Here is a 21,289-nt window from a genome sequence, read left to right on the forward strand (position 1 = left end):
TTCAGTTGAAGCTGGACGTCTTCAGGAATTCGGCCAGCCGCTCGGTCTTCGGCCTGACGAACATCTCCTTGGGATCACCCTCCTCGCCGATAAGGCCCTGGTTCATGAAGATGACCCGCGATGAGACTTCGTAGGCAAAGCGCATCTCGTGGGTGACGAGCAGCATGCTCATGCCATCGGCGGCAAGTCCCTTGATCACCTGCAGCACCTCGCCGACCAATTCGGGGTCGAGCGCAGAGGTCACCTCGTCGAAGAGCATCAGCCGCGGGGTCATGGCGATGGCGCGGGCGATTGCCACACGCTGCTGCTGGCCACCGGAAAGCTGGCCCGGATAGTGATCGGCGCGGGATGCCAGACCCACGCGGTCGAGCCATTTCTCGGCAACCGCGCGCGCCTCGTCGCGGTGCATCTTCTTGACCTTGATAAGCCCCAGCATGACGTTGCGGGCAGCCGTCATATGCGGGAAGAGATTGAACTGCTGGAAGGCCATGCCGGTTAGAGCCCGTTGGCGGGCGATGTCCTTTTCGCTCTTGCGTCGGCGCGCGCCGCCCGCATCGTCGTAGCCGATCGGCTCGCCCTCGAGCAGGATCCGCCCTCCCTGGAATTCCTCGAGCATGTTGATGCAGCGGAGCATCGTCGTCTTGCCCGAGCCGGAGGAGCCGATGATCGAGATGACCTCGCCCTCCTGCATGGTGCAGTCGACGCCCTTCAGCACCTCGAGCGGGCCGTATTGCTTACGCAGCCCCTGAATTTCGAGAAGTATCTTGCTCATGATGATCGAGCCCTCACGACGGAACGGCGGTCTTGCGCTCGACATATTTGCCAAGACGCTCGATGCCGTAATTGATGACGAAGTACAAAAGCCCCGCGAAGAAATAGAACTGGAGGCTCATGAAATTACGAGAAATGATCTCCTGCATGCGCAGCAGCAGCTCGGCGACGCCGATGACGGAGAGCAGCGTCGAGGCCTTGACCATCTCGGCCGCGGTGTTCACCCAGGCCGGCAGAAACTGGCGCAGCGCCTGCGGCCAAAGCACATAGGCAAAGGTCTGGCGGAAGGTGAGCCCGACCGCCTTTGCCGCTTCGGTCTGCCCCTTCGGGATCGCCTGCAACCCGCCACGCACGATCTCGCCGACATGCGAGGAGCAGAAGACTGCGAGCGCAAAGACACCGGCCTGGAATGGGCCGAGGTCGATTCCGATGGTCGACAGGACATAGTAGCTGGCCAGAACCAGAACCAGGACCGGCGTTCCCCGGATGAAGTCCGTATAGGCCCGCACGAAAAAGCGCAGCACCGGATTGCCATAGACGAGGCAAAGCCCGACGAGAACACCGAGCAGCGAGCCGACAACGATCGCCAGCAGCGAGATGGACACCGTTAAGCCAAGCCCCTTGAGAATGGCGAGACGCGCGATCCAGAGCTGATCGAGAAAAGCGGTAAAATCGGTCATGACATTACCTCGGAACGGCAAGACGGCGCTCGACGACGCGCATCAGCACGGCCAGCACGACACAGGTGAAGACGTAGAGGCCGGAGGTGACGAGCCATGTCTCGATGACGCGAAAGCTTTCGACATTGATCTTGCGCGCCTCGAAAGTCAGCTCCGGCACGGCAATCGCCGCTGCGAGAGACGTATCCTTGAAGAGCGAGATCACCGTCGATGAAAGCGAGGGCAGTACGTTGCGGAACATCAGCGGTGCAATGATCGAGACGCGGATCTGCATCGGCGTCAGGCCGATGGCAAGCCCCGCCTCCGACAATCCCTTCGGGATGGACAGCAGGCCGGCACGAAAGACCTCCGCCAGATAGGCGCCCGAATAGATAGACAGCACCGCGATGAAACTCTGGACCTTACCGATGCGGAAGCCCATCTGCGGCAAGGCGAAATAGGCAAAGAGCACCAGCACGAGGATCGGCAGATTGCGGATGATCGTCACGTAAAGTGCTGCGGGACGCCGGACCCAGCCGCTTTTCGCCGTCAGGGCGAAGGCGACGAGCAGACCGATCAAGGCACCGATCAGGATGGAAATGAAAGCCAGACCGAGGCTGAGCAGCAGACCTTCGAGAAGCTGGTCGAAGCTGCGCCAGACGGCGGCGAAATTGAGCGTATAACCCATGGCGCAATCCTGCAATCAAGGGTGAGGAAAGGACGGAAGACAACCTTCCGTCCTCGACGATATCACTTGAATTCGACCGGGAAGCCGATCTGCGGCGGCGTCAGATCCTTGCCGAACCACTTCTTGTAGGAGGCGGCATAGAAGTCGAACTCGACGCCGGTCATCGCCTCATGCAGGGCGGTGTTGACGAAGTTAAGCCAGTCCTGGTCACCACGCTTGACGCCGCAGGCATAGGTCTGCGGGTTCCAGCCGTAGCCGGCATCCTTGTAGCGGCCGGGATTCTGCGTCATGTACCAGGCAAGCGATGACTGGTCGGTGGCAACCGCGTCGGCGCGACCGGATTCTAGCGCCTGATAGATCAGATCCACCGATTCATACTGGTCGACGGTTGCGTCCGGCAGAGCGGCATGCACCATCGCCTCGGCATAGACGTTCTGGAGTACGGAGATCGTGACGGAGGACCCAGCGGCCTTGAGCGCGGCATAATCCGCATATTTGCCATCGGCCTTCAGCATCAGCCCGACGCCCTCGCGATAATAAGGGATGGTGAAGGCAATCTGCTGCGCGCGTTCGCCGGTGACCGTCATGAACTGGCAGGTCAGGTCGACCTTGTCGGTGGTGATGTTCGGGATGCGTGCATCGGAAGACTGGTTGACGAATTCGATCTTGTCTGGATCGCCGAACAGCGCCTTGGCGACGATGCGGCCCATGTCGATATCAAATCCCTGAAGTTTGTCATCGGCGCTCTTGAAGTGCCACGGCGCATTGGTGCTGCCGGTGCCCATGACAAGATGGCCGCGAGCAAGCACTTCGTCGAGCTTGCTTTTGGCCTGCTGGGCGGCGGCGGGCATTGCGGAAATAAGGAAGGCTGTGGCCAGCGAAACCAGGCTGGCGCGGAGTGAGATGGTCATGACGTTCCCCTGTCGGATGGTTGTTTCTGGTGTCCAATATTATGGACAGATGTCCAGTTTACTGGATTTATGTATTGAGCAACGCGATTTGAGAATTGTCAAGTGTGGGGAGGAGCAGAATCTGCGCGCGTTGATGCAACCGCGCCGGCGCCCATCCATGAGCGCCGTCGGCGACAGCACGAGACACGCACGGAGCGCGCCGGCTTCAATCGATAGTCAGAGGTGGTTTGCGGGCGACGCGGATTGCATCCGCTTGCCGTCAGGCGGTCTCGCCTTCGATCAGCTCAAAACCAAGGTCGATGGTTTGCGATGGCGCGTCGTCAAGCACGAGCTGAGCGGCGGCCTGCCCTACCGCCACGCGCGGGGTGCGGATGGTCGACAATGGCTGCGGCGTCACCCTGGCCATATCCAGGCCGTTGTAACCGAAAATGGCCAGTTGCGATGGAATGGAAATGCCCCGCGCCATACAGTGGAAATAACCTCCCAACGCCATGTCGTCGTTGGAGAAATAGATAGCGTCGAGATTCGGGACACGCGCGAGCAGCCTTTCGAGCCCGAGCCGGCCGGCTTCGACCGAGGAAGCGCCCGCATGAATTTCGCGGCCCGCAAGCGGCTTGCCTTCGGCTTCAAGGGCAACGCAGAAGGCCGCAAAACGCTTGCCCGCACGCGTGTCGCGCACCAGATCATGGCCGACATAACCGATGCGACGATAGCCGCGTCGCAGCATGAATTCCGCGCTTGCGCGCGCCGCTGCGGCGTTTGAGAATCCGACCGCGAGATCGAGCGCCGTACCATCTAGGTCGAGCAGTTCCACGACGCGGCAACCGCTCGCGCGCAGCATTTTCGCCGTCCCCTCGCTATGCTCCAGGCCAGCCAGCATGACGGCCGACGGCCGCCAGGCGAGCATGGCCGCGACCATCGCCTCTTCCCTGCCAGGATCATAGTCGGTCACCGCGAAGACCGATTGATAATGGCTTGCCTCAAGCACGCCGCCCGCGCCCCGCAGCACATCCGGAAACACGATATTGGAGAGCGACGGGATGACGAAAGCGACGAGGCGCGATCCTGCCGAAGCGAGCGCTCCGGCAATACGGTTCGGCACATAGCCGAGGCGTTCGACCGCCGCCATGACACGGTCGTGCGTCTTCTGGGAAAACGAGCCATGATTGCGAAGCACGCGCGAGACCGTGCTTTCGCCCACCCCGGCCGCTTCGGCAACCTCTGCAAGCGTGACCGTGGGCTGAGGTTTGACGTTCATGTTCCTTGAAAAATCCATATGCGGTTCCGCATTATAGTCGCGCGGAAGCTCGTGTTCCCGTGGCTACTTTCCACGTCCCCTTCCTTTAACACAAGATTTTTGGCAGCGCCGCCAAATTCCTATTGGCAGCGCTGCCAAAATACAGTAACGAGAAATGGCAGCGCTGCCAATTTTAAGGCACGCGGCCGGAAGACGGTTCTGGAGGGACCCCGGCTTTTCCATTCGGAGGAGGACATCATGACATTTCAAGCGCAGGCCGCAGCCCAGGGCGAGCGTGCCGCCAACCTGGTCGAAGACCGTGCATACCGCAAAGTCTTTTGGAGAATCGTGCCCTTTCTGGTGCTTTGCTACATCGTCGCCTATCTCGACCGCGTGAATGTCGGCTTTGCCAAGCTGCAGATGTCGAGCGAACTCGGCCTGTCGGAAGCTGCATACGGGATCGGTGCCGGCATCTTCTTCATCGGCTATTTCCTATTTGAAGTCCCGAGCAACGTCATTATGAACAAGGTCGGGGCGCGGGTATGGATCGCCCGCATCATGGTGACCTGGGGCATCGTTTCCGCCGCCTTCATGTTCACCACGTCGGAAACCGTCTTCTATATTCTGCGCTTCCTGCTCGGCATTGCCGAAGCCGGCTTCTTCCCGGGCCTGATTTTCTATCTCACCTCTTGGTATCCGGCTCGTCACCGCGCCAAGATCATCACGACCTTCATGTCGGCGATCCCCGTATCCGCCATCTTCGGCAATCCGCTGTCCGGTTTCCTCATGGATAGCTTCCACGGAACGCATGGTCTTTCCGGCTGGCAGTGGATGTTCCTGATCGAGGCCGTTCCAGCCGTATTGCTCGGCGTGCTGGTCTTCTTCTATCTCGATGACAAGATCAGCGATGCCAAATGGCTGGCCGCGGACGAGAAGGCCATCCTGACGGCCAATATCGAGGCTGAAGACCGCGCCAAATCGTCCAGCCCGCGCGATGTCGCAAGCACCCTGCGCGACGGCCGCGTCTGGTTGATGTGCCTGATCTATTTCTGCTTCGTCCTTGGGCAATACGGCCTGAACTTCTGGATGCCGACCATCGTCAAGGCGAGCGGCGTTGTCGGGAACCTCAATATCGGCCTGGTCTCGGCCATCCCCTATATCTGCACCTTCGTCGTCATGATCGCGCTCGGCCGCTCCGCCGACCGGCATCGCGAACGCCGCTGGCACCTGATCATCCCCGCCCTGATCGCCGCAGTCGGCTTTATCGCCGCCACCGTCAGCACCAGCACGACATTTTCGATCATCGCGCTTTCGCTTGCCGCGGCGGGCGCCATCAGCTGCGCACCCCTGTTCTGGTCGCTCCCGACGGCCTTTCTCGCCGGTACCGGGGCAGCGGCAGGCATTGCCTGGATCAACTCGGTCGGCAATCTCGCTGGCTTCCTCGGCCCGTTTCTGGTTGGCTATCTCAAGGACTTCACCGGCAGCACCTCGGCAGGCATGTATCTCCTGGCGGCGGCGCTCGTCATCGGATCCATCGCCGTGCTGACCGTTCCGGCAAAAAGCGTCAACCGCTAGAATGAAAGGTCCTCCGGCGCCAGCCGCCGGGGGACCGAACACCCACAGGACATCACAAGGATATCGACATGTCATCCCTAGCTGAAAACTTGCATCGCCCGCTTGTCGCCGCCGTGATTGGTTTGGGATCCATGGGCCTCGGCATGGCGCAGTCCATGAAGCGCGCCGGCCTCGACGTCGTCGGCTACGACATATCGGCCGCCGCGATCGATCGTTTCGTCAGCGAGGGCGGGCGGGGTGCCGCGAGCCCGGCAGCGGCGGCAAAGGATGCCGATATCGTGGTCTCCGTCGTCGTCAACGGCGCGCAGACCAGGGATGTCCTCTTCGGCGCAAGCAATGTTGCAGGCACCATGAAGCGCGGCGCGGTGTTCATCTCGTCGGCGACCATGGATCCCGCGGTTGCCCGCGATCTGGCGGAGCGTTGCACGGCACTTGGCCTGCATTATCTCGATGCACCCATTTCCGGCGGCGCCGTCAAGGCCGCCAGCGGCGAGCTGACCATCATGGCATCAGGCACCAAGACAGCCTTCGATGCGGCCCGCCCCGCGCTCGACGCTATGGCCGGCAAGGTCTACGAATTAGGCGACGATGCCGGCACCGGCGCGGCCTTCAAGATGATCAATCAGCTTCTGGCCGGCGTGCATATCGCCGCCGCCTGTGAGGCGATCACCTTCGCGGCCAAACAGGGTCTCGACCTCGACAAGGTCTATGAGGTGATCACCGCCTCGGCCGGGAATTCCTGGATGTTCGAAAACCGGGTGCCGCACGTTCTTGAGGGAGACTACTCGCCGCGCAGCGCCATCGAGATTTTCGTCAAGGACCTCGGTATCGTGCAGGACATGGCCCGCACCGAACGCTATCCAACCCCGCTCGCCGCCGCCGCGCTGCAGATGTATCTTGCCGCGTCAGGTGCTGGCATGGGACGCGACGACGACGCCTCGCTTGCCCGGCTCTATGCACAGCTTTCGGGCACGGTTCTGCCGAACACCTGAGCGACGAAACGCGCAAGCAGTAAACGGAGACAATCAGCATGCCCGTCTTTGCGGCCAATCTGACAATGATGTTCAACGAGTGGCAGTTTCTCGACCGTTTCGACGCGGCGGCGGAAGCCGGCTTCACCGCCGTCGAATACCTCTTTCCCTATGAATTCGCGCCGGAAGCAATCGCGGAACGGCTAGAACGCAACGGATTGACCCAGGCGCTCTTCAACATGCCGCCCGGCGATTGGAACGGCGGCGAGCGCGGACTTGCGGCCCTTCCCGATCGCTTAGAGGAGATGAAGTCGAATGTGGAAAATGCGCTCGACTATGCCGAGGCAACCGGCGTCAAGCGCCTGCATCTGATGGCAGGTCTGGCCAAGCCCGACGACGAGACAGCTATCCGCGCCTATCGCCGCTCCGTCGAATATTGTGCCGCACGACTTGCCGAAAAAGAGCTGGATCTGGTGCTGGAGCCAATCAACGGACGCAACATGCCGGGCTACTTCCTCAATGATTTCAATCGTGCACGAGCGCTGATCGGGGAGTTGGGCCGACCCAATCTCAAGCTTCAGTTCGACATCTACCATCGGCAGATCATGCATGGCGATGTCGCGATCGCCTTGCGCGTGATGATGCCGATCATCGGCCATATCCAAACCGCGAGCGTACCCTCCAGGCAGGAACCATGTAGCGAGGAGCTCAACGACGCCTTTCTGTTCGCCGAGATCGACCGGCTCGGCTATGAGGGCTTCATCGGCTGCGAATATATTCCGCGAAACCATACGCTCGACGGTCTCGGTTGGTTTGCACCGTTCAAAAGGATAAAGGGATGACACTCTTGCTCGGAGCGATTGCCGACGATTACACCGGTGCGTCGGATCTCGCCAACACGTTCACGAAGAACGGCCTGCGCACGGTGCAGACGATCGGCATCCCCGATCCCGACCTGCCTCTACCGGATGTGGATGCAGTCGTCGTCTCCCTCAAGATCCGCTCGGTCGCAGCACAGGATGCCGTTTCCGCCGCGAGCAAGGCCGAAGCCTGGCTGCGCGCCCGCGGCGCGATCCATGTCCTCTACAAGATCTGCTCGACCTTCGATTCCACCGACGCCGGCAATATCGGCCCGGTGACGGACGCTCTGCACAAGTCGGCGGGCGGCGACCTCGTCATCGTCACCCCCGCCTTCCCGGAAACCGGCCGCACCGTCTATGCCGGTCATCTGTTCGTCAACGGCGTGCCGCTCAACGAGAGCCCGTTGAAGGATCATCCGCTCAATCCGATGCACGACGCCAATCTCGTGCGGGTTCTTGCCCGGCAATCCTCCGGTAGCGTCGGGCTCGTCGATCTCGCAACCGTTGCCGGTGGTCCGGACGCTGTTAGCGCAAGGCTTGCCGCTCTTCGAGACACCGGCGTGACAGCCGTCATCGCCGATGCAGTATTTGAAAGCGATCTGGAGACCCTGGGCACCGTTGCGCTGGAAACGCCGCTCTCCACAGGCGCTTCCGGGCTCGGCCTTGGCCTTGCGCGAGCGCTCGTGCGCTCCGGCAGGATCCCGCATCCGGCGCAGGCAACCGAGGATGCAATCGGCCCTGTCGGCGGTCTCGCCGCCATTGTCGCCGGCAGCTGTTCGACGGCAACTCTGCGCCAGCTTGCCGAAGCCGAGCGTTCGATGCCCGTTCTGCGGCTTGACCCCGAAAAATTGCTCTCCGGACCTGACGAGCTTTCATCCGCCATCTCCTGGGCGGGCGACAGGATATTGGCCGGGCCGGTGGTCATCGCCGCAAGCGCCGATCCGCAAGCCGTTGGCCGCGTGCAGGCGCGCTATGGTCGCGAGGCCTCCGGCCATGCCATCGAACATGCCACATCGGTGATCGCCGCCGAACTGGTGTCTCGCGGCGTGCGGCGCCTGATCGTCGCCGGTGGCGAGACATCTGGCGCTGCCGTCGACAAGCTCGGCATTCCCGCTTTCCTGATCGGCCCGGAAATCGCACCCGGCGTGCCCGTTCTCCAAACGGTCGGACATATCAAGGGGAACATGCTGCTCGCCCTGAAATCCGGAAACTTCGGCGGCGACGACTTCTTCACCGCCGCGCTTTCCATGATGCATTAGGCAATCGAGGTACGGACACCATGACCGAAGAAGCGGAACTGCGCGACAAGATCGCCCGCATGGGCGCGCTGCTCTACAATCGTCAGCTGGCCCATGGCAGCGCCGGCAATCTCTCCGTCCGCCTCGACGACGGTTCGATCCTGGTGACGCCCACCAATTCAAGCCTTGGATTTCTGGACGCTGCCAGGATATCCAAGGTTTCTCCCACAGGCGAGCTTCTGGCGGGCGATCCACCCTCGAAGGAAGCGTTCTTCCACCTAGCGGTCTATGAAGAGCGGCCCGCCGCGCGTGCCGTGGTACACCTCCATTCGACCTATTCGGTTGCCGTCTCCTGCCTGTGCCATGACAATACCGACAATGTGCTGCCGCCGCTGACCGCTTATCACGTCATGCGGGTCGGCAAGCTCCCGCTGCTGAAATATTTCCGGCCGGGTGACAGAGCCCTGGCGGAGGCGGTGCGTCTTGCCGCCCGTGACCATCGCGCCATGCTGCTTGCCAATCACGGACCGATCGTTTCGGGCAAGACATTGGAAGAAGCAATCTACGCCTATGAGGAGCTGGAAGAGACATCCAAGCTCTTCTTCCTATTGGGAGACCGCAAGACGTCCCCCCTTTCTCTCGAAGAGATTGCCGAACTCAACGCGGCCTTTCCAAGCTGATTTCAGCCCCCGAGAACAAAGAACCTCCCAGCCGAATTTCGGTGAACGGCCTATTCACGCCATGTTCACCTGCAAAGAGTCATTGTGGAAACACTCGATTAACCGAGTCGAAGATTTGCATTTCAAGACGCATCGCGTCGGAGGTGATCATGATGAAGAAGACAATTCTCACGGTTTTGCTCGCAGCTACGGTCGCCGGCAGCGTGTTGGCCCCAGCCGGCTTTGCCCAGGCCCAAGAGTATGGTCGGTACCGCGATTGGAACGATGGCCCGCGCCGACATCATCACCATAATGGCGGTGCCATCGCTGGCGGCGTAGCAGCCGGGCTTATCGGCGGCTTGATCGGCGGCGCGATCGTCAATGGTGGCGGCGGTGGCTATGGTTATGCAGCTCCTCCTCCCCCTCCGCCGAGATGCTGGAGTGAAAGCCGTCCGGTTCAAAACGAATATGACGACGGCTGGCATTACGAGCGGATGCGCGTCTGCGATTAAAGACCGCGAATCTTAACGTCTAAACATGAGGCGCCGACACCATCGGCGCCTTTGTCGCTTGCAGCCGCTCGCCCCTCAGCGGCTCGTGGGATCGCCACCGCGCCGGACGAACGGGGATTGCCCCGTCAACTCGGTCAGAGCCCGAAACAGGAAGCGTGTTTCGAGCAGATTGAATATTCTCAAAAGCGTTTCCACCGCGTCGATCGGTTTCACCAGGAAGTCCTTGGCGCCGAGCGACAGAGCCCTGCGCCGGGTTTCGATCGAAGTATCGGCCGTTAGCACGACGATAGGAATAAAGGATGTCGGTCCCGTCAGGCGGGAAAAGGCGTCCAGAAGCGCAAAACCATCGATATGGGGCATCATCAGGTCAAGCAGGATGATATCCGGGCTGACCTCGTTGAAAAGCCGGACGGCATCCCTGGGATCGGTCGTCGTCGTCACCCTATTGAAGCCTTCACGGCGCAACAGGCGCTCCAGAAGAGCGACATTGGCGGCCTCGTCGTCGATGACCAGTACGCTCGCTTCGGCGGCGATATCGATTTGCGGGTTCATTGCGCCATAACCTCGTCGAGGGTCTGAAGGAACTGTCTTATGTCGAGCGGCTTCGCAAGAAAGCGCGTCGCCCCCTCCTGCAGCGCGCGCTGCCGCGTCGCTTCCGTCGCATCGGCACTGATGACGATCACCGGTACGGCGTGCGTATCGCCGTCAGCCCTTAGACTTTTCAATACCTCCAGGCCACTGATATCCGGCAGATTGATGTCGAGCAGGATGAGATTCGGTTGATGCTCGCGCGCAAGCGTCAATCCGACACCGCCCAGCGTGGCCGGAATGACCTTGGCGCTGCAATACCGCGACAGCACGTTTTCGATCAGGTTCAGGCTGGCGGGATTGTCCTCGACACAGAGGACGACATCCAGTTCACGCTTGCCCGCAAGAGGAACCGAAGACTCGGCGGCGGGACGCGGTACGACCAGCGACGACGGTGCTGACGGTGCAAAGACGGTGAACGTCGTGCCCTCGGTGCCGGTAGAGCCAAGCTCCAGTCTACCGCCCATCGCCTGCATCAAATGCTGCGACAGTGCGAGCCCCAGCCCAGTCCCCGACGTAGCGTTGCTGTCGGCGCCGAGACGCTCGAAGGGTTGGAATAGCCGCTCCTTCTTGTTCGGAGCAATACCGAAACCGGTATCGCTGATGTCGATGGCAAGCATATCGCCGTCCACAAGCCGGGTAGAGATACGAAGCACCCCTCCTTCGCGATTGAATTTTATCGCGTTGGACAGAAGGTTCAGAAGCACCTGTAGGAAACGTCGACGGTCGACGGTGACGGCGGCGCCGGCGGCATGATCGACCTCGACGACAATGCCGACCTTGCGAGGCGCGGCAAGCGGGCGGGCAAGGTCGACCGCCTCCCCGACGATCTCGCCGGCATCCAGCGTTTCGATATAGAGCTCCATCCGCCCGGCATCGATACGGGCCAGGTCGAGCAAATCGTCAAGTAGGCTGAGGAGATGCCGGCCGGCCCTCAGAATCTGGGCTAGGCTTGCTTGCGCATCAGGTTCGTCCAGATCCATTTCCAAAATCTGGGCAAAGCCGAGAATGGAATTGAGGGGTGTCCTGAACTCGTGACTCAAGCGCGAGTGAAAGGCGCTTCTGGCTTCGCTTGCCTGCTCGGCCTTATACCGCGCCGCAAGCAGCTCTTCCTCATTGCGCTTGCGATCGGTGATATCGCGGGTGATCTTCGAAAAGCCCCGGGGATTGCCGTTCTCGTCGTGCAGCGCGGTGACCACGACATTGGCCCAGAAACGCGAGCCGTCCTTGCGCACTCGCCACCCCTCGTCTTCGACGCGGCCATCGGCCTGCGCCCGCTCAAGCTCTTGGCTTGGCAGCGTATCGCGAACCTCTTGCGGATAAAATCGCGAGAAATGCTCGCCGATAATCTCGTCGGCCGTATATCCCTTGATCCGCTCGGCGCCCGCATTCCAGCTCACCACCCGCCCCTGCTGGTCGAGCCCGAAAATTCCATAGTCGTGGACGCCATCGACGAGGAGACGGAAGCGTTCCTCGCTTTCGCGAAGCGCGTTTTCGCGTTGCTTGAGGAGAAGGCTTGCCTCCTGAAGCGCTCGCGAGAGCGCACCGAGTTCGTCGCGCGCATGTTCTCCCGATGTCACCGGCTGCCCCATCGCCAGAAGACGAGCCGTCTTTTGCAGCGAGGCAACCCGCCGGACGATGCCGTTCGACATCAGAATGATCGCCACGACACAGCCGACCAGACCGACGATCGCGCCGATGATCGTGATCCACTGGGCTCTGTCTCGGATGGCATCGGCTTGCTTCGTCCGCTCCTGAAGAAGAGCATCCTCGCGCTCGCGCATCTGCTGAATGCGGGCGCGCAGCTCATCCAGCACCACCTTGTTTTCCACCAACGTGCGGCGCATGTCGTCATTGATCGACTGATTGCTCCCGCGGCCCTTTTCCAACAGATCGTTGAGACCCGCGAGTTTCTGGAAGACAAGCGGCTCCATGCCGTCGAGGCGGGCGCGCTGCTCGGCATCGGTTATCAATGGCCGCATTGCGGCAAAGACGCTGGGGAGTTCGGCATTGGCCTTTTCGAAGGGCTGAAGAAACGCGGCGTCTCCGGTCAGCAGGTAGCCGCGAACACCCGAGGCGCCCTCGGCCAAAAGTGCATGCAGCTCCAGAATGTCGGACTGGATGGCGAAGGTCACGCGCACATAATCTTCGGCGCGGCGGCTTTCCCGATCGGCCAGGAACACGGATCCGAGAGCGATCAGCAGGCAGATCAATGGAAGAGCGATCACGATCACTCCCTTGCGGGCAAGGGGCTGATCGAGGAAGCGAAGGGACAGGCCCGTCTTGTCGGTCATGTCGCCACTCGTCAAAGCTCGTCCTTTCGCAGCAGACCCGCCTGGATCGCCAGAACCGCCGCCTGCGTGCGATCATTGACGCCGAGCTTGCTCAGGATGCGCTCGACATGCACTTTCACCGTTCCCGGTGAAATCGACAGCGCTCGCGCGATGCCCTTGTTGGTTTCGCCAGTAGTCAGGCTACAGAGAATTTCGCGCTCCCGGTTCGTCAGTCTCTCAATGACCATCTCTGCCGGTGATTCTCGGTCTATCCTTGCCAGCATCTTGCGCATCAGATCCGCGTCAAAAAACGCCTGTCCATCCAACACGATATCAATGGTGCGCAGCAGGCCGTCGCGGCTGACATCCTTGAGGAGATAACCGCTCGCCCCAACCTTGATCGCCGCACTGAGGTAGTCGATGCTCTCATGCATGGTGAGCATCACGATCTTGGTGTCCGGGGCGATTTTCCGGATCTCCGCGGCAGCCCCGAGACCATCGAGCGGCGTCATGCGAATATCGAGAAGAATGAGATCGGGGCGTAAGCGATCGCACAGCTCGACCGCCTCCAGCCCATTCTTTGCCTGTCCGACGATGTCCAGGCTCTCCGATGTCGTAAGGACAGCGGCGATCCCCGAGCGCGCGAGATCATGGTCGTCGGCGATGACGATCGATGCAGTCTTCATGGAGACGATTCCCGGTTCAAGTCAGTTGGCACTTCCGCCAGCAGGCGGGTCCCAGTGCCTGGCGCGCTATCGATCGACAGGGTTCCGCCGACCAGCGCCAGGCGCTCGCGCATCGCCGGCAGGCCGACCCCATGTCCCCTCTCCGGCCGATGATCACTAGCGGCAAAGCCACGCCCATCGTCGGACACCGTCAGCGTGACGATCCCTTCCGCGTTTTCGGCAAGCTCAATGCGAACATGCTTGCAGGCCGCATGTTTTTCAGCATTTGCGAGCGCCTCCTGGGCAACGCGATAAAGGACGATCTCGACGGCGCGCGGGAGCCGTGTGTCGCCAAGCTGATCCGAGAAGGAGACATGTTCGATCCGCATCGAATCCAGTTTCGCCCGGATCGCCGCGGCAAGACCGAGATCATCGAGTTCGGCCGGCCGCAGATCGGCGATGGCAAGCCTGATATCGCCGACACAGCGACGGGCAAGATCGATACAGTTGGTCAGCTTCTGGGCGGTCTGCACGTCAATATCCTGGCCGACCGTTGCTGCTTCCAGATGAAGCAGCAAGCTGACAAGGCTCTGGGCGACACCGTCATGAAGATCATAGGCAACGCGGGCGCGTTCTTTTTCCTGGGCGCCGATCATCTCGCCGACCAGATGGGCAAGCATGGCCTCGCGGCTCCGCAGCGCCTCTGTGAAGGTTTCACGCTCCTGCCGGCGCCTCTTGTCGTTGAGAGCCGCCAGAAGCAGGTCGGCAACGATTTTCAGCGTTTGCTGGTCGTCATCAGTCGTCAGGGCCTGCATCTCAGGCGTAAGGGACACAGAAATCTCGGGATCGTCTCCCTCGAGGTGGACGGTAAAAACGATTCCCAAGGACGGTTTCGACGCAGCGCGTTCGTAACGAATGGCCTCAGCCGCCGGGTCGCCGGGAAACTCGATCCGCGCGGCGGATGCGCCGCAGAAGGAACAAACAAGGGCAAGCACCTGCCGGGCGGCGATCTCGAAGTCCATCGTGTCGAGAATGGTTCGTGCCTCGACGATCAGCCTCAGGCGTGCGGCTTTTGCTTCGGACTCCCTGTAGAGCCGGCGCAGTTCTCTCACGGGAGATTCTAGGTTTTCCACTGTCTCTGGTCTCTGGCATGAGCCGGCGCCTGATGCCCGGTGTCGTCTTAGATAGACACTCCGTAAGCCGATGAACATACGCCAACCGGCATATCATTTCACCGCCAACCAGCAGATCGTTTCAGCATTTGAGCGGACTTATCTTCAGGCTACCGGCGATGAGGCCGGAGAAAACAGTCAAAATTGGAGATACCCCCTTATGTATAAACTTGTCATGGTCGCCGCTGTCGCTACTGTCCTGGCTGGCCAGGCAATGGCCGCCGACTGCACGCCGATCACCGAAAAGCAGGTGGAAGGCCTCTTCGACCGCTGGAACACGTCGCTCGCAACGCTAAGCCCGGAAAAGGTCGTCGAGAACTACGCCCCGGACGCGGTTCTCCTGCCGACGCTCTCCAACAAGCCACGCCTGACCCAGGAAGAGCGCAAGACCTATTTCACGGACTTCCTGAAGAAGAAGCCGCAGGGCAAGATCGACAGCCGTACGATCAAGATCGGTTGCGACAAGGTGATCGACACCGGCACCTATACCTTCACGCTTGCCGACGGCACGAAGGTTCCGGCCCGCTACACCTTCACCTACAAGTTCGAACATGGAAAATGGCTGATCACGTCGCATCACTCGTCGGCGATGCCGGAAACCCATAGCTAACACCGACCCACATGACGCGTTCCGATGCGCCTGAAACAGGGCGCATCGGAAATGCACCATTAAAGTCTGAGATCAAACATCAAATCTCCGGCGTCGTCGACAACACTGCTTCCTTGAGCGCCTGGGAATAAGGATGCTGCGGATTGTCCAGAACAGCCCGCGCCTGCCCTTGCTCGACAATCTCGCCCTTCTTCATGATGACGATGCGGTCGCTGATATAATAGGCGGTCGCAAGATCATGCGTGATGTAGATGATCGATAGACCCAGATCCCGCTTCAGCTGGCTGAAGAGATTGACGATCGCCATACGGAGCGACGCGTCGACCATAGAGACCGGCTCGTCGGCGACCAGAAGCCGCGGTTGCGGTATGAGTGCGCGGGCGATCGCCGTGCGTTGCAGTTGACCGCCGGACAATTCATGCGGGAACCGGCCCTTCACTTCGGCCAAGGTCAGGCCGATATGCGAGAGCGCTGTATCCGCCATGCGCTCGATTTCCTCGCGGCTCGGCCGCTTGCCATCCGGCGCGAAGCTCCTTGCCGTCTCGAAGAGATAGCGGTCCACCCGTTTCAACGGGTTGAAAGCCTCGAACGGGTTTTGCAGCACCGGCTGGACCTGCCGCATGAAGGCGCGCCGCTCGACCCTGCCGTGAACAGCGACGGGGCTGCCCCGGAAATCCAAGCGTCCTTCACTCGGCGCTGTCTGGCCGAGGATCATCGCCGCAATGGTCGACTTCCCCGAACCGGATTCGCCGACAATCGACAGGATCTCCGGTTCCTCCCCTAGCGTCAGGCTGACGTCCTTGACGGCGGTGATATGGCGTCCGCCGAGCAGACCGCCCTGCCGGTAGATCTTGGTGACATGCGAAAGCGAAAGCAGATCCGTCAAATCCGTTCTCCCGTCACCGCAAAGCAGGCCACGCGCCGGTCCGGCTCGACTGTAACCATCGGCGGCACCTCGCGGCTGCAAATATCCATGCGCTTCGGACATCTCGGATGAAAACGACAGCCCTCCGGCGGCATGGCGAGATTGGGCGGGCGCCCTTCCAGCGAGGGCCGGGAGCTTGCATCGCCGATGCGCGGAAGGCTCGCGACCAGATGCTGCGTGTAGGGGTGCAGCGGCAGATGGAAGAGCTTGCGGGTCGGCGCCTCCTCGACCAGGCGGCCGGCATAGACGATGCCAATCCGGTCGGAGACGGCGGCATGAACGCCCATGTCATGAGTGACGAACAGGAAGGAGGAGCCCATATCGCGCTGGATCTCGCGGATCATCGTCAGGACGTCGCGCTGCACGATAACATCGAGGGCCGTCGTCGGCTCGTCGGCGATGATGAATTCCGGCGTCAGGATGGTGGCAAGTGCAATGGTCATGCGCTGGCGCATGCCGCCGGACAATTCGTGGGGATAGGCATCGAGAAGCTGCGGGTCGAGCTTCAGCCGCTGCAGGTGGCTCCCGACCCGGTCGAGAAAAGTAGCCCTGTCGACCTTCATGTGGCGAAAGGCGAAATCCGTGAACGAGTGGCGAATGCGCCGAACCGGATTGAGCACGTTCATCGAGCCCTGCATGATGTAGGACAGATGCCGCCACCGAAGCGCCGCCCTCGCCTCCGGCGTCATGCCATAAATGTCCTGCGTGCCGCCGTTGAAGTGAAAGGTGACACTGCCCTCGACAACCCTCAACGGCGGACGGATGGCGCCGGCGATGGTCTTGATGAGCGTCGTCTTGCCACTACTCGATTCCCCGGCAACGCCATAGATCTCCCCACGACCGATCGTCAGGCTGATATCGTCGACGGCGCGCACCTCGCGATCGACGCCATAGAGGAAGGCTTTGTAATAGGCTTTGAGGTTCTTGACTTCGACCACAGCGTCCATGACTTAGCCCCCCATCCGGTTCAGCCGGCTGCGCGGATCATTGTATTCGTTCATCGACATCGACAGCAGGAAGAGCGCCGTGAACAGGACGACGATGGCTGCGACCGGTGCCGCGACCCACCACCATACCCCGGCGATCAGCGCCGAATGCGCGTTCGCCCAGTAGATCATCATGCCCATGGTCGGGGTTTCGATATCCGTGAAACCGAGCACCGACAGCGTGATTTCCATGCCGATCGACCAGATCATGTTGTTCATCGTCGTGGCAAAGACGATCGGCAGGACATAGGGCAGATGCTCCTGGACGAGGATCTTGTACATACTCATGCCGGAATAGACGCTCTGGGTCGTAAATGGCCGGCTCTTGAGGCTGATCGCCACCGAGCGGATCAGGCGCGCGTCGTAGGACCAGCCAAGCGAGGCCATCACCACGATCAGGACGGTCCAGGTCATTCCGTCCTTGAGCACGAAATAGAACAGAATCAGCAGCGGAAACTGCGGAATGACCATGATGCTGTCGTTGATCGCCATCAGCACCCGATCGACCACACCACCGAGGTAACCCGCCACAAGACCGACCACCAGCGAAATGATACGCGACAGAAAGGCCACGCCGATGCCGAAATAGAGCGTGTTCCTGAGAGCTGTCGTAAGCTGCCAGAAGACATCCTGCCCGCGCGAGGTCGTGCCGAGCCAGTAATCGCCGTCGGGCGGCATATCGGGCGGCAGGACATAGATGTCCGAGGGACCGTAGGGCGAAAAATAGGACAGGACTATAAGCCCGACGATCACTGCGAAAAGCAGCAGGCCGCAAAGGAATTCCGCATTCTGGCGGGCGAGGTCGCGAACGATCGTGAACATGCTTTATTCCACCCTGATGCGCGGGTCGATCAGCGGACCCAGAATATCGATGATGAACACGGCGGCAGCGACGCCGGTGATGGACAGTGCGCTCAGCCCCAGCACAAGGCTGTAGTCGCCGGCATGCACCGCCGAAATCAGCAGATTTCCGATGCCGGGATAGCCAAAGACGATCTCCGTGATGATCGTCCCGTTGAAGACCGCCCCCAGCGACATGGCGAGCCCGGTGAACTGCGGCACCATGGCATTGCGCGCGATGTACGAGCGCAGGATACGGTTCTTCGGTACGCCACCAAGTTCGGCGAAGGTCACATAGTCCTCGGTGATGATGTTGGAGACCAGCGCCCGCATGCCGATCAGCCAGCCACCTGTGCCGACAAGGATCAGCGAGAGCGCCGGCAGGATGGAGTGCTTCAGAATGTCGAGAACCAGCGCAAAGGACAGTTGCAGATTGGTGTTCATCTCATAGCCGCCGTTGATCGGCAGGATCGGCCAGAGATAGCCGAAGAGGATGATCAGCACGAAGGCGAGAATGTAATAGGGGATCGGCTGCATCGCGATGAAGACGAGGCTGACAGCTTTCAGCACCATGCTCTTGCGGTAGTAGCCCGCGAGCGCGCCGATTGTGTTGCCGAGGATGAAGGTAAACAGCGTCGCAACCGTCATCAGGCCGATCGTCCACGGCAAGGACCGCAGGATGATGGTCGAGACGGGCGTCGGAAAGGCGGAGAGCGAAGGTCCGAGATCGCCAGTCGCGAGACGCGTCCAGAAATGCACATATTGCTGCCAGAGCGAACCCTCCATGCCGTAGAGCTCGCGAAGCGACTGGCGCATGAGGTCGACGGCGCGAGGATCGGACTGCCCCATCTGCTGGATAGCGCCGATACTCTGCTCGACGGGATCGATCGGGGTCATATGGGTGATGAAGAAGGTCGCGGAAATACCGAGAAAGACAACGAGCAGGAACTGGCCAAATCGCTTCAATACGAAAATGGGATAGGACGCCATGCCGTCGTTTTCCTTGCTGCTTGCGCTTCATCACTCTTCAAAAAAGGGTCGCCGGACTCGCTTAATGTCCGGCGACAGGTGCCTGACGCGACAGAGCCGCGTCAGGGTTGGGAGGATTTATGGCTGCGCCGGCTTCAGCTTGACCATCATCAGCCGGGAATTCGCCCAATTGGGAACCGGATCGGTATAAGGGTCGGCGATCGTCGGGTAGCCTTTCCAGTAGGTCGTATCCATCGACGTGAAGACGTTGTAGGACATCAGCGGAATGGTCGGCATTTCGCGAGCGACAAGCTTCAGATAGTCCTTGCCAAGCTCGATACCCTTCGGATCGTCAGCACTCACCCGACGGATGCTCTCGATGATCTTGTCGAGCTCCGGATTGGACCAGCGCTGCCAGTTGCGGGCCGACTGGTTCTCGCCTTTCTTGGCAACGAAATCCGAATGCCAGCTCTCGAGGAAGAACGACAAGTCCGGATCGCCGCCCCATGTCTCAACGCTCCAGGCGATCGCGCATTGGAAATCGCCTGTTGCCAGCCCCTGCCAGACGGCGGAGGACGGAGCAGCCTTGGAGTCGATGCCGAAGGCAGCCCATTGCTGGGCGATCAGAGTGCCAGCGCGGGTGAAGACCGAGCGCGTATCGCCTTCCACCGTCAGGCGGATCTTGAAAGGCTGGCCGTCCGGCGTCATCCATTTACCGCCGACCTTCTTGAAGCCGGCCTTTTCCAGAAGCTCGGCCGCTGCCTGCGGATCGGGCTTCCACCAGCCATAGCCGAAGGCTGTGCTGATGGCCGCCGGATCGGTCGGAATCTGATCCTTGTACTTGGGCTGCTTGCGCAGCATATCGGCGACCTGCTGGCCGATCGTCGGGTCATAGGGCTTGATCTTGCGCTTGCCGGTATCAACTTCAAAATCTTTAAGCCAATCCTGCAACGGCGCCTGATAATCCTTCATGGCAATGGCTGTCGGCGGAACGCCAAGCGCTGAGAGCGTGGCGGCACCGCGATAGCTCGCCATGTCGACCGCCTTGATATCGATGAGCAGCGCAAGTGCCCAGCGAACATCGGGGTTCTTAAACAGTGGATCCTGCGTGTTGAAGATCACCGCCGGCAGCGTCGGATCGGGATGGGCGAAGGGGAAGCCCGGGAACCAGCTCTCACTCGTCTTGGATTTCTCCTTCAGCGTGAACATGCCTTCCGGCGTGTTATCGTGAATAATATCGAGATTGTGCTCCAGCTGGGCGATCGTGCGTTTATCCGGCGGGCCTGGATCCACGTAAGTGACATATTTCGGCCCCGGCTCGCCAAGGCGGGCAAGCGAGGTGCGCTGCCAATCATCGCGTTTTTCCCAGGTGTACCATTTGCCCTGTGGATCAAAACTTTTCAGCTTGTAGGCGCCGAGCGAGACCGGATTGGCGAAATCGTAGCGCACCGGATCGGCGACTTTTTCAAAGACATGTTTCGGCATGATCCAGGCGCCGTTCCACCGTACGGTGAAGATGGCGTGGAACCGCGAATTCGGCTTCTTCAGCTTGAAGACGACGGTATAGGGGTCCGGAGCCTCGACACTGGCGACCTGCACCGAAAAGGCAGCGCTCCAGTTCATGCCAGGATGGTCCATCTGGGTCTTGACCGTATAGACCACGTCATCGGCGGTGAACTCGACGCCGTCGCTCCAGTAGAGCCCCTTGCGCAGCTTCACCGTCATCTGGGTAAAGTCGTCATTATATTGCGGCTTGTCGGCGGCGAGAGAATTGTCCCAGGCCGAACCACCGAGCCCCTGTTCAGGGTCGATGTACCAGAGCGTATCCATCGTCAATTGCTGCAGGCCAGTCGAGACACCACCGCCGCCATTGACCCAGACATTGAACCAGCTGGGATTCTTGATCGTCCCTTCCGGGTTCTCGACAATCAGGGTCTCCTTGCGCGGCAAGGTCGTATATTCCTGTGCCTTGGCCGCCGCGACCAGACCGAACGTGGCCAGCGCGACACCGAAAGCAAGCTTCTTCCACTTCTGCATGATCTCCTCCCTAGTTATCCATCGGACGGCGAGCCAAACAAGGTGAGGCAAGCCGTGACTTTCAAACTCCCTGCGTTAGCCGGACCTTGAGCAATTCATGTCCAAACCGGCTCGCAACAGACCACCGTACCGACATGTATCGC

At 60.6% G+C, this 21,289-nt stretch carries 21 protein-coding genes; 7 read left to right on the forward strand and 14 right to left on the reverse strand.

All coding sequences use genetic code 11. The features are described from left to right. Window position 1: 1 nt before the first annotated feature. The 5 genes from PMI03_RS07840 to PMI03_RS07860 all read right to left on the reverse strand — a co-directional run bounded on the left by PMI03_RS07840 (window position 2) and on the right by PMI03_RS07860 (window position 4,287). A complete protein-coding gene (locus PMI03_RS07840) occupies window positions 2-772 on the reverse strand; it encodes an amino acid ABC transporter ATP-binding protein (protein WP_007691718.1) in 771 nt (256 codons plus the stop codon). 13 nt (window positions 773-785) lie between these two features. Further along, the gene (locus PMI03_RS07845) at window positions 786-1,451 is read right to left on the reverse strand and encodes an amino acid ABC transporter permease (RefSeq protein ID WP_007691720.1); all 666 of its coding nucleotides are present in this window, start codon (window positions 1,449-1,451) and stop codon (window positions 786-788) included. Window positions 1,452-1,455: 4 nt separating this feature from the next. Next, window positions 1,456-2,118 carry an amino acid ABC transporter permease gene (locus tag PMI03_RS07850; protein WP_007691723.1) on the reverse strand — a complete coding sequence of 221 codons (663 nt, stop codon included), beginning with the start codon at window positions 2,116-2,118 and terminating at the stop codon, window positions 1,456-1,458. A 62-nt stretch (window positions 2,119-2,180) separates the two neighbouring features. Next, window positions 2,181-3,029: a transporter substrate-binding domain-containing protein gene (locus PMI03_RS07855; protein WP_007691725.1), complete on the reverse strand. Its 849-nt coding sequence runs from the start codon at window positions 3,027-3,029 to the stop codon at window positions 2,181-2,183. A 259-nt stretch (window positions 3,030-3,288) separates the two neighbouring features. Next, window positions 3,289-4,287, reverse strand: a complete 999-nt coding sequence (locus PMI03_RS07860) for a LacI family DNA-binding transcriptional regulator (protein WP_039973699.1) — start codon at window positions 4,285-4,287, stop codon at window positions 3,289-3,291. Window positions 4,288-4,524: 237 nt separating this feature from the next. Between PMI03_RS07860 and PMI03_RS07865 the strand changes: the two genes are divergently transcribed. The 6 genes from PMI03_RS07865 (at window position 4,525) to PMI03_RS07890 (ending at window position 10,081) form a co-directional block, all read left to right on the forward strand. Next, window positions 4,525-5,841 (forward strand): MFS transporter, encoded by a 1,317-nt coding sequence (locus PMI03_RS07865; RefSeq protein ID WP_007691729.1) that lies wholly within the window; start codon window positions 4,525-4,527, stop codon window positions 5,839-5,841. A 68-nt stretch (window positions 5,842-5,909) separates the two neighbouring features. After that, on the forward strand, window positions 5,910-6,833 hold the full coding sequence (gene ltnD / locus PMI03_RS07870) for an L-threonate dehydrogenase (protein ID WP_007691732.1): 924 nt from the start codon (window positions 5,910-5,912) through the stop codon (window positions 6,831-6,833). 38 nt (window positions 6,834-6,871) lie between these two features. Then, window positions 6,872-7,654 (forward strand): 2-oxo-tetronate isomerase, encoded by a 783-nt coding sequence (gene otnI / locus PMI03_RS07875; RefSeq protein WP_007691734.1) that lies wholly within the window; start codon window positions 6,872-6,874, stop codon window positions 7,652-7,654. Then, a complete protein-coding gene (gene otnK / locus PMI03_RS07880) occupies window positions 7,651-8,931 on the forward strand; it encodes a 3-oxo-tetronate kinase (protein WP_007691737.1) in 1,281 nt (426 codons plus the stop codon). Before otnI ends, otnK begins: the two co-directional genes overlap by 4 nt. 20 nt (window positions 8,932-8,951) lie before the next feature. Further along, entirely contained in the window at window positions 8,952-9,590 is a 639-nt protein-coding gene (gene otnC / locus PMI03_RS07885; RefSeq protein WP_007691739.1) for a 3-oxo-tetronate 4-phosphate decarboxylase, read from the forward strand. Between the two features lie 152 nt (window positions 9,591-9,742). Continuing rightward, window positions 9,743-10,081 (forward strand): hypothetical protein, encoded by a 339-nt coding sequence (locus tag PMI03_RS07890; protein ID WP_034516770.1) that lies wholly within the window; start codon window positions 9,743-9,745, stop codon window positions 10,079-10,081. A gap of 75 nt (window positions 10,082-10,156) precedes the next feature. Here PMI03_RS07890 and PMI03_RS07895 read toward each other — a convergent pair whose 3' ends face one another. Genes PMI03_RS07895 through PMI03_RS07910 form a run of 4 tightly spaced genes read right to left on the reverse strand, consistent with a single transcriptional unit; the run spans window position 10,157 to window position 14,719 of the window. Further along, complete coding sequence (locus tag PMI03_RS07895; RefSeq protein ID WP_007691744.1) at window positions 10,157-10,633, reverse strand: response regulator; 477 nt, start codon at window positions 10,631-10,633, stop codon at window positions 10,157-10,159. After that, on the reverse strand, window positions 10,630-12,963 hold the full coding sequence (locus tag PMI03_RS07900) for a PAS domain S-box protein (RefSeq protein ID WP_007691746.1): 2,334 nt from the start codon (window positions 12,961-12,963) through the stop codon (window positions 10,630-10,632). The genes PMI03_RS07895 and PMI03_RS07900 overlap by 4 nt, the downstream gene beginning before the upstream one ends. 11 nt (window positions 12,964-12,974) lie before the next feature. After that, window positions 12,975-13,628, reverse strand: coding sequence for a response regulator transcription factor (locus tag PMI03_RS07905; protein WP_007691749.1), 654 nt, complete (start codon window positions 13,626-13,628; stop codon window positions 12,975-12,977). Further along, the gene (locus PMI03_RS07910; protein ID WP_309574337.1) at window positions 13,625-14,719 is read right to left on the reverse strand and encodes a sensor histidine kinase; all 1,095 of its coding nucleotides are present in this window, start codon (window positions 14,717-14,719) and stop codon (window positions 13,625-13,627) included. Before PMI03_RS07910 ends, PMI03_RS07905 begins: the two co-directional genes overlap by 4 nt. 274 nt (window positions 14,720-14,993) lie before the next feature. On the opposite strand from PMI03_RS07910, the gene PMI03_RS07915 reads away from it, so the two are divergent. Next, window positions 14,994-15,389 (forward strand): SgcJ/EcaC family oxidoreductase, encoded by a 396-nt coding sequence (locus PMI03_RS07915; RefSeq protein WP_309574341.1) that lies wholly within the window; start codon window positions 14,994-14,996, stop codon window positions 15,387-15,389. 79 nt (window positions 15,390-15,468) lie between these two features. On the opposite strand, the gene PMI03_RS07920 is transcribed toward PMI03_RS07915, so the two are convergent. From PMI03_RS07920 to PMI03_RS07940, 5 genes are all read right to left on the reverse strand, one after another. Then, entirely contained in the window at window positions 15,469-16,275 is an 807-nt protein-coding gene (locus PMI03_RS07920; protein ID WP_007691755.1) for an ABC transporter ATP-binding protein, read from the reverse strand. Further along, on the reverse strand, window positions 16,272-17,261 hold the full coding sequence (locus PMI03_RS07925) for an ABC transporter ATP-binding protein (RefSeq protein ID WP_007691757.1): 990 nt from the start codon (window positions 17,259-17,261) through the stop codon (window positions 16,272-16,274). Before PMI03_RS07925 ends, PMI03_RS07920 begins: the two co-directional genes overlap by 4 nt. Before the next feature lie 3 nt (window positions 17,262-17,264). Continuing rightward, window positions 17,265-18,122, reverse strand: a complete 858-nt coding sequence (locus PMI03_RS07930) for an ABC transporter permease (protein ID WP_007691759.1) — start codon at window positions 18,120-18,122, stop codon at window positions 17,265-17,267. 3 nt (window positions 18,123-18,125) lie between these two features. Continuing rightward, window positions 18,126-19,130 (reverse strand): ABC transporter permease, encoded by a 1,005-nt coding sequence (locus tag PMI03_RS07935; RefSeq protein WP_007691761.1) that lies wholly within the window; start codon window positions 19,128-19,130, stop codon window positions 18,126-18,128. 117 nt (window positions 19,131-19,247) lie between these two features. Then, window positions 19,248-21,146, reverse strand: a complete 1,899-nt coding sequence (locus tag PMI03_RS07940) for an ABC transporter substrate-binding protein (protein ID WP_007691763.1) — start codon at window positions 21,144-21,146, stop codon at window positions 19,248-19,250. Between the last annotated feature and the right edge of the window lie 143 nt (window positions 21,147-21,289).

The organism is Rhizobium sp. AP16 (assembly GCF_000281735.1).
Taxonomy (GTDB): domain Bacteria; phylum Pseudomonadota; class Alphaproteobacteria; order Rhizobiales; family Rhizobiaceae; genus Rhizobium; species Rhizobium rhizogenes.

Bases quoted from the DNA above. Each gene is read 5' to 3' on its own strand.
- PMI03_RS07850 (WP_007691723.1), bottom strand. From the start codon at position 2,118: ATGGGTTATACGCTCAATTTCGCCGCCGTCTGGCGCAGCTTCGACCAG.
- PMI03_RS07865 (WP_007691729.1), top strand. From the start codon at position 4,525: ATGACATTTCAAGCGCAGGCCGCAGCCCAGGGCGAGCGTGCCGCCAAC.
- otnI (WP_007691734.1), top strand. From the start codon at position 6,872: ATGCCCGTCTTTGCGGCCAATCTGACAATGATGTTCAACGAGTGGCAG.
- PMI03_RS07905 (WP_007691749.1), bottom strand. From the start codon at position 13,628: ATGAAGACTGCATCGATCGTCATCGCCGACGACCATGATCTCGCGCGC.
- otnC (WP_007691739.1), top strand. From the start codon at position 8,952: ATGACCGAAGAAGCGGAACTGCGCGACAAGATCGCCCGCATGGGCGCG.
- otnK (WP_007691737.1), top strand. From the start codon at position 7,651: ATGACACTCTTGCTCGGAGCGATTGCCGACGATTACACCGGTGCGTCG.
- PMI03_RS07925 (WP_007691757.1), bottom strand. From the start codon at position 17,261: ATGGACGCTGTGGTCGAAGTCAAGAACCTCAAAGCCTATTACAAAGCC.
- PMI03_RS07940 (WP_007691763.1), bottom strand. From the start codon at position 21,146: ATGCAGAAGTGGAAGAAGCTTGCTTTCGGTGTCGCGCTGGCCACGTTC.
- PMI03_RS07915 (WP_309574341.1), top strand. From the start codon at position 14,994: ATGGCCGCCGACTGCACGCCGATCACCGAAAAGCAGGTGGAAGGCCTC.
- PMI03_RS07935 (WP_007691761.1), bottom strand. From the start codon at position 19,130: ATGGCGTCCTATCCCATTTTCGTATTGAAGCGATTTGGCCAGTTCCTG.
- PMI03_RS07930 (WP_007691759.1), bottom strand. From the start codon at position 18,122: ATGTTCACGATCGTTCGCGACCTCGCCCGCCAGAATGCGGAATTCCTT.
- PMI03_RS07855 (WP_007691725.1), bottom strand. From the start codon at position 3,029: ATGACCATCTCACTCCGCGCCAGCCTGGTTTCGCTGGCCACAGCCTTC.
- ltnD (WP_007691732.1), top strand. From the start codon at position 5,910: ATGTCATCCCTAGCTGAAAACTTGCATCGCCCGCTTGTCGCCGCCGTG.
- PMI03_RS07840 (WP_007691718.1), bottom strand. From the start codon at position 772: ATGAGCAAGATACTTCTCGAAATTCAGGGGCTGCGTAAGCAATACGGC.
- PMI03_RS07860 (WP_039973699.1), bottom strand. From the start codon at position 4,287: ATGAACGTCAAACCTCAGCCCACGGTCACGCTTGCAGAGGTTGCCGAA.
- PMI03_RS07895 (WP_007691744.1), bottom strand. From the start codon at position 10,633: ATGAACCCGCAAATCGATATCGCCGCCGAAGCGAGCGTACTGGTCATC.
- PMI03_RS07890 (WP_034516770.1), top strand. From the start codon at position 9,743: ATGAAGAAGACAATTCTCACGGTTTTGCTCGCAGCTACGGTCGCCGGC.
- PMI03_RS07845 (WP_007691720.1), bottom strand. From the start codon at position 1,451: ATGACCGATTTTACCGCTTTTCTCGATCAGCTCTGGATCGCGCGTCTC.
- PMI03_RS07900 (WP_007691746.1), bottom strand. From the start codon at position 12,963: ATGACCGACAAGACGGGCCTGTCCCTTCGCTTCCTCGATCAGCCCCTT.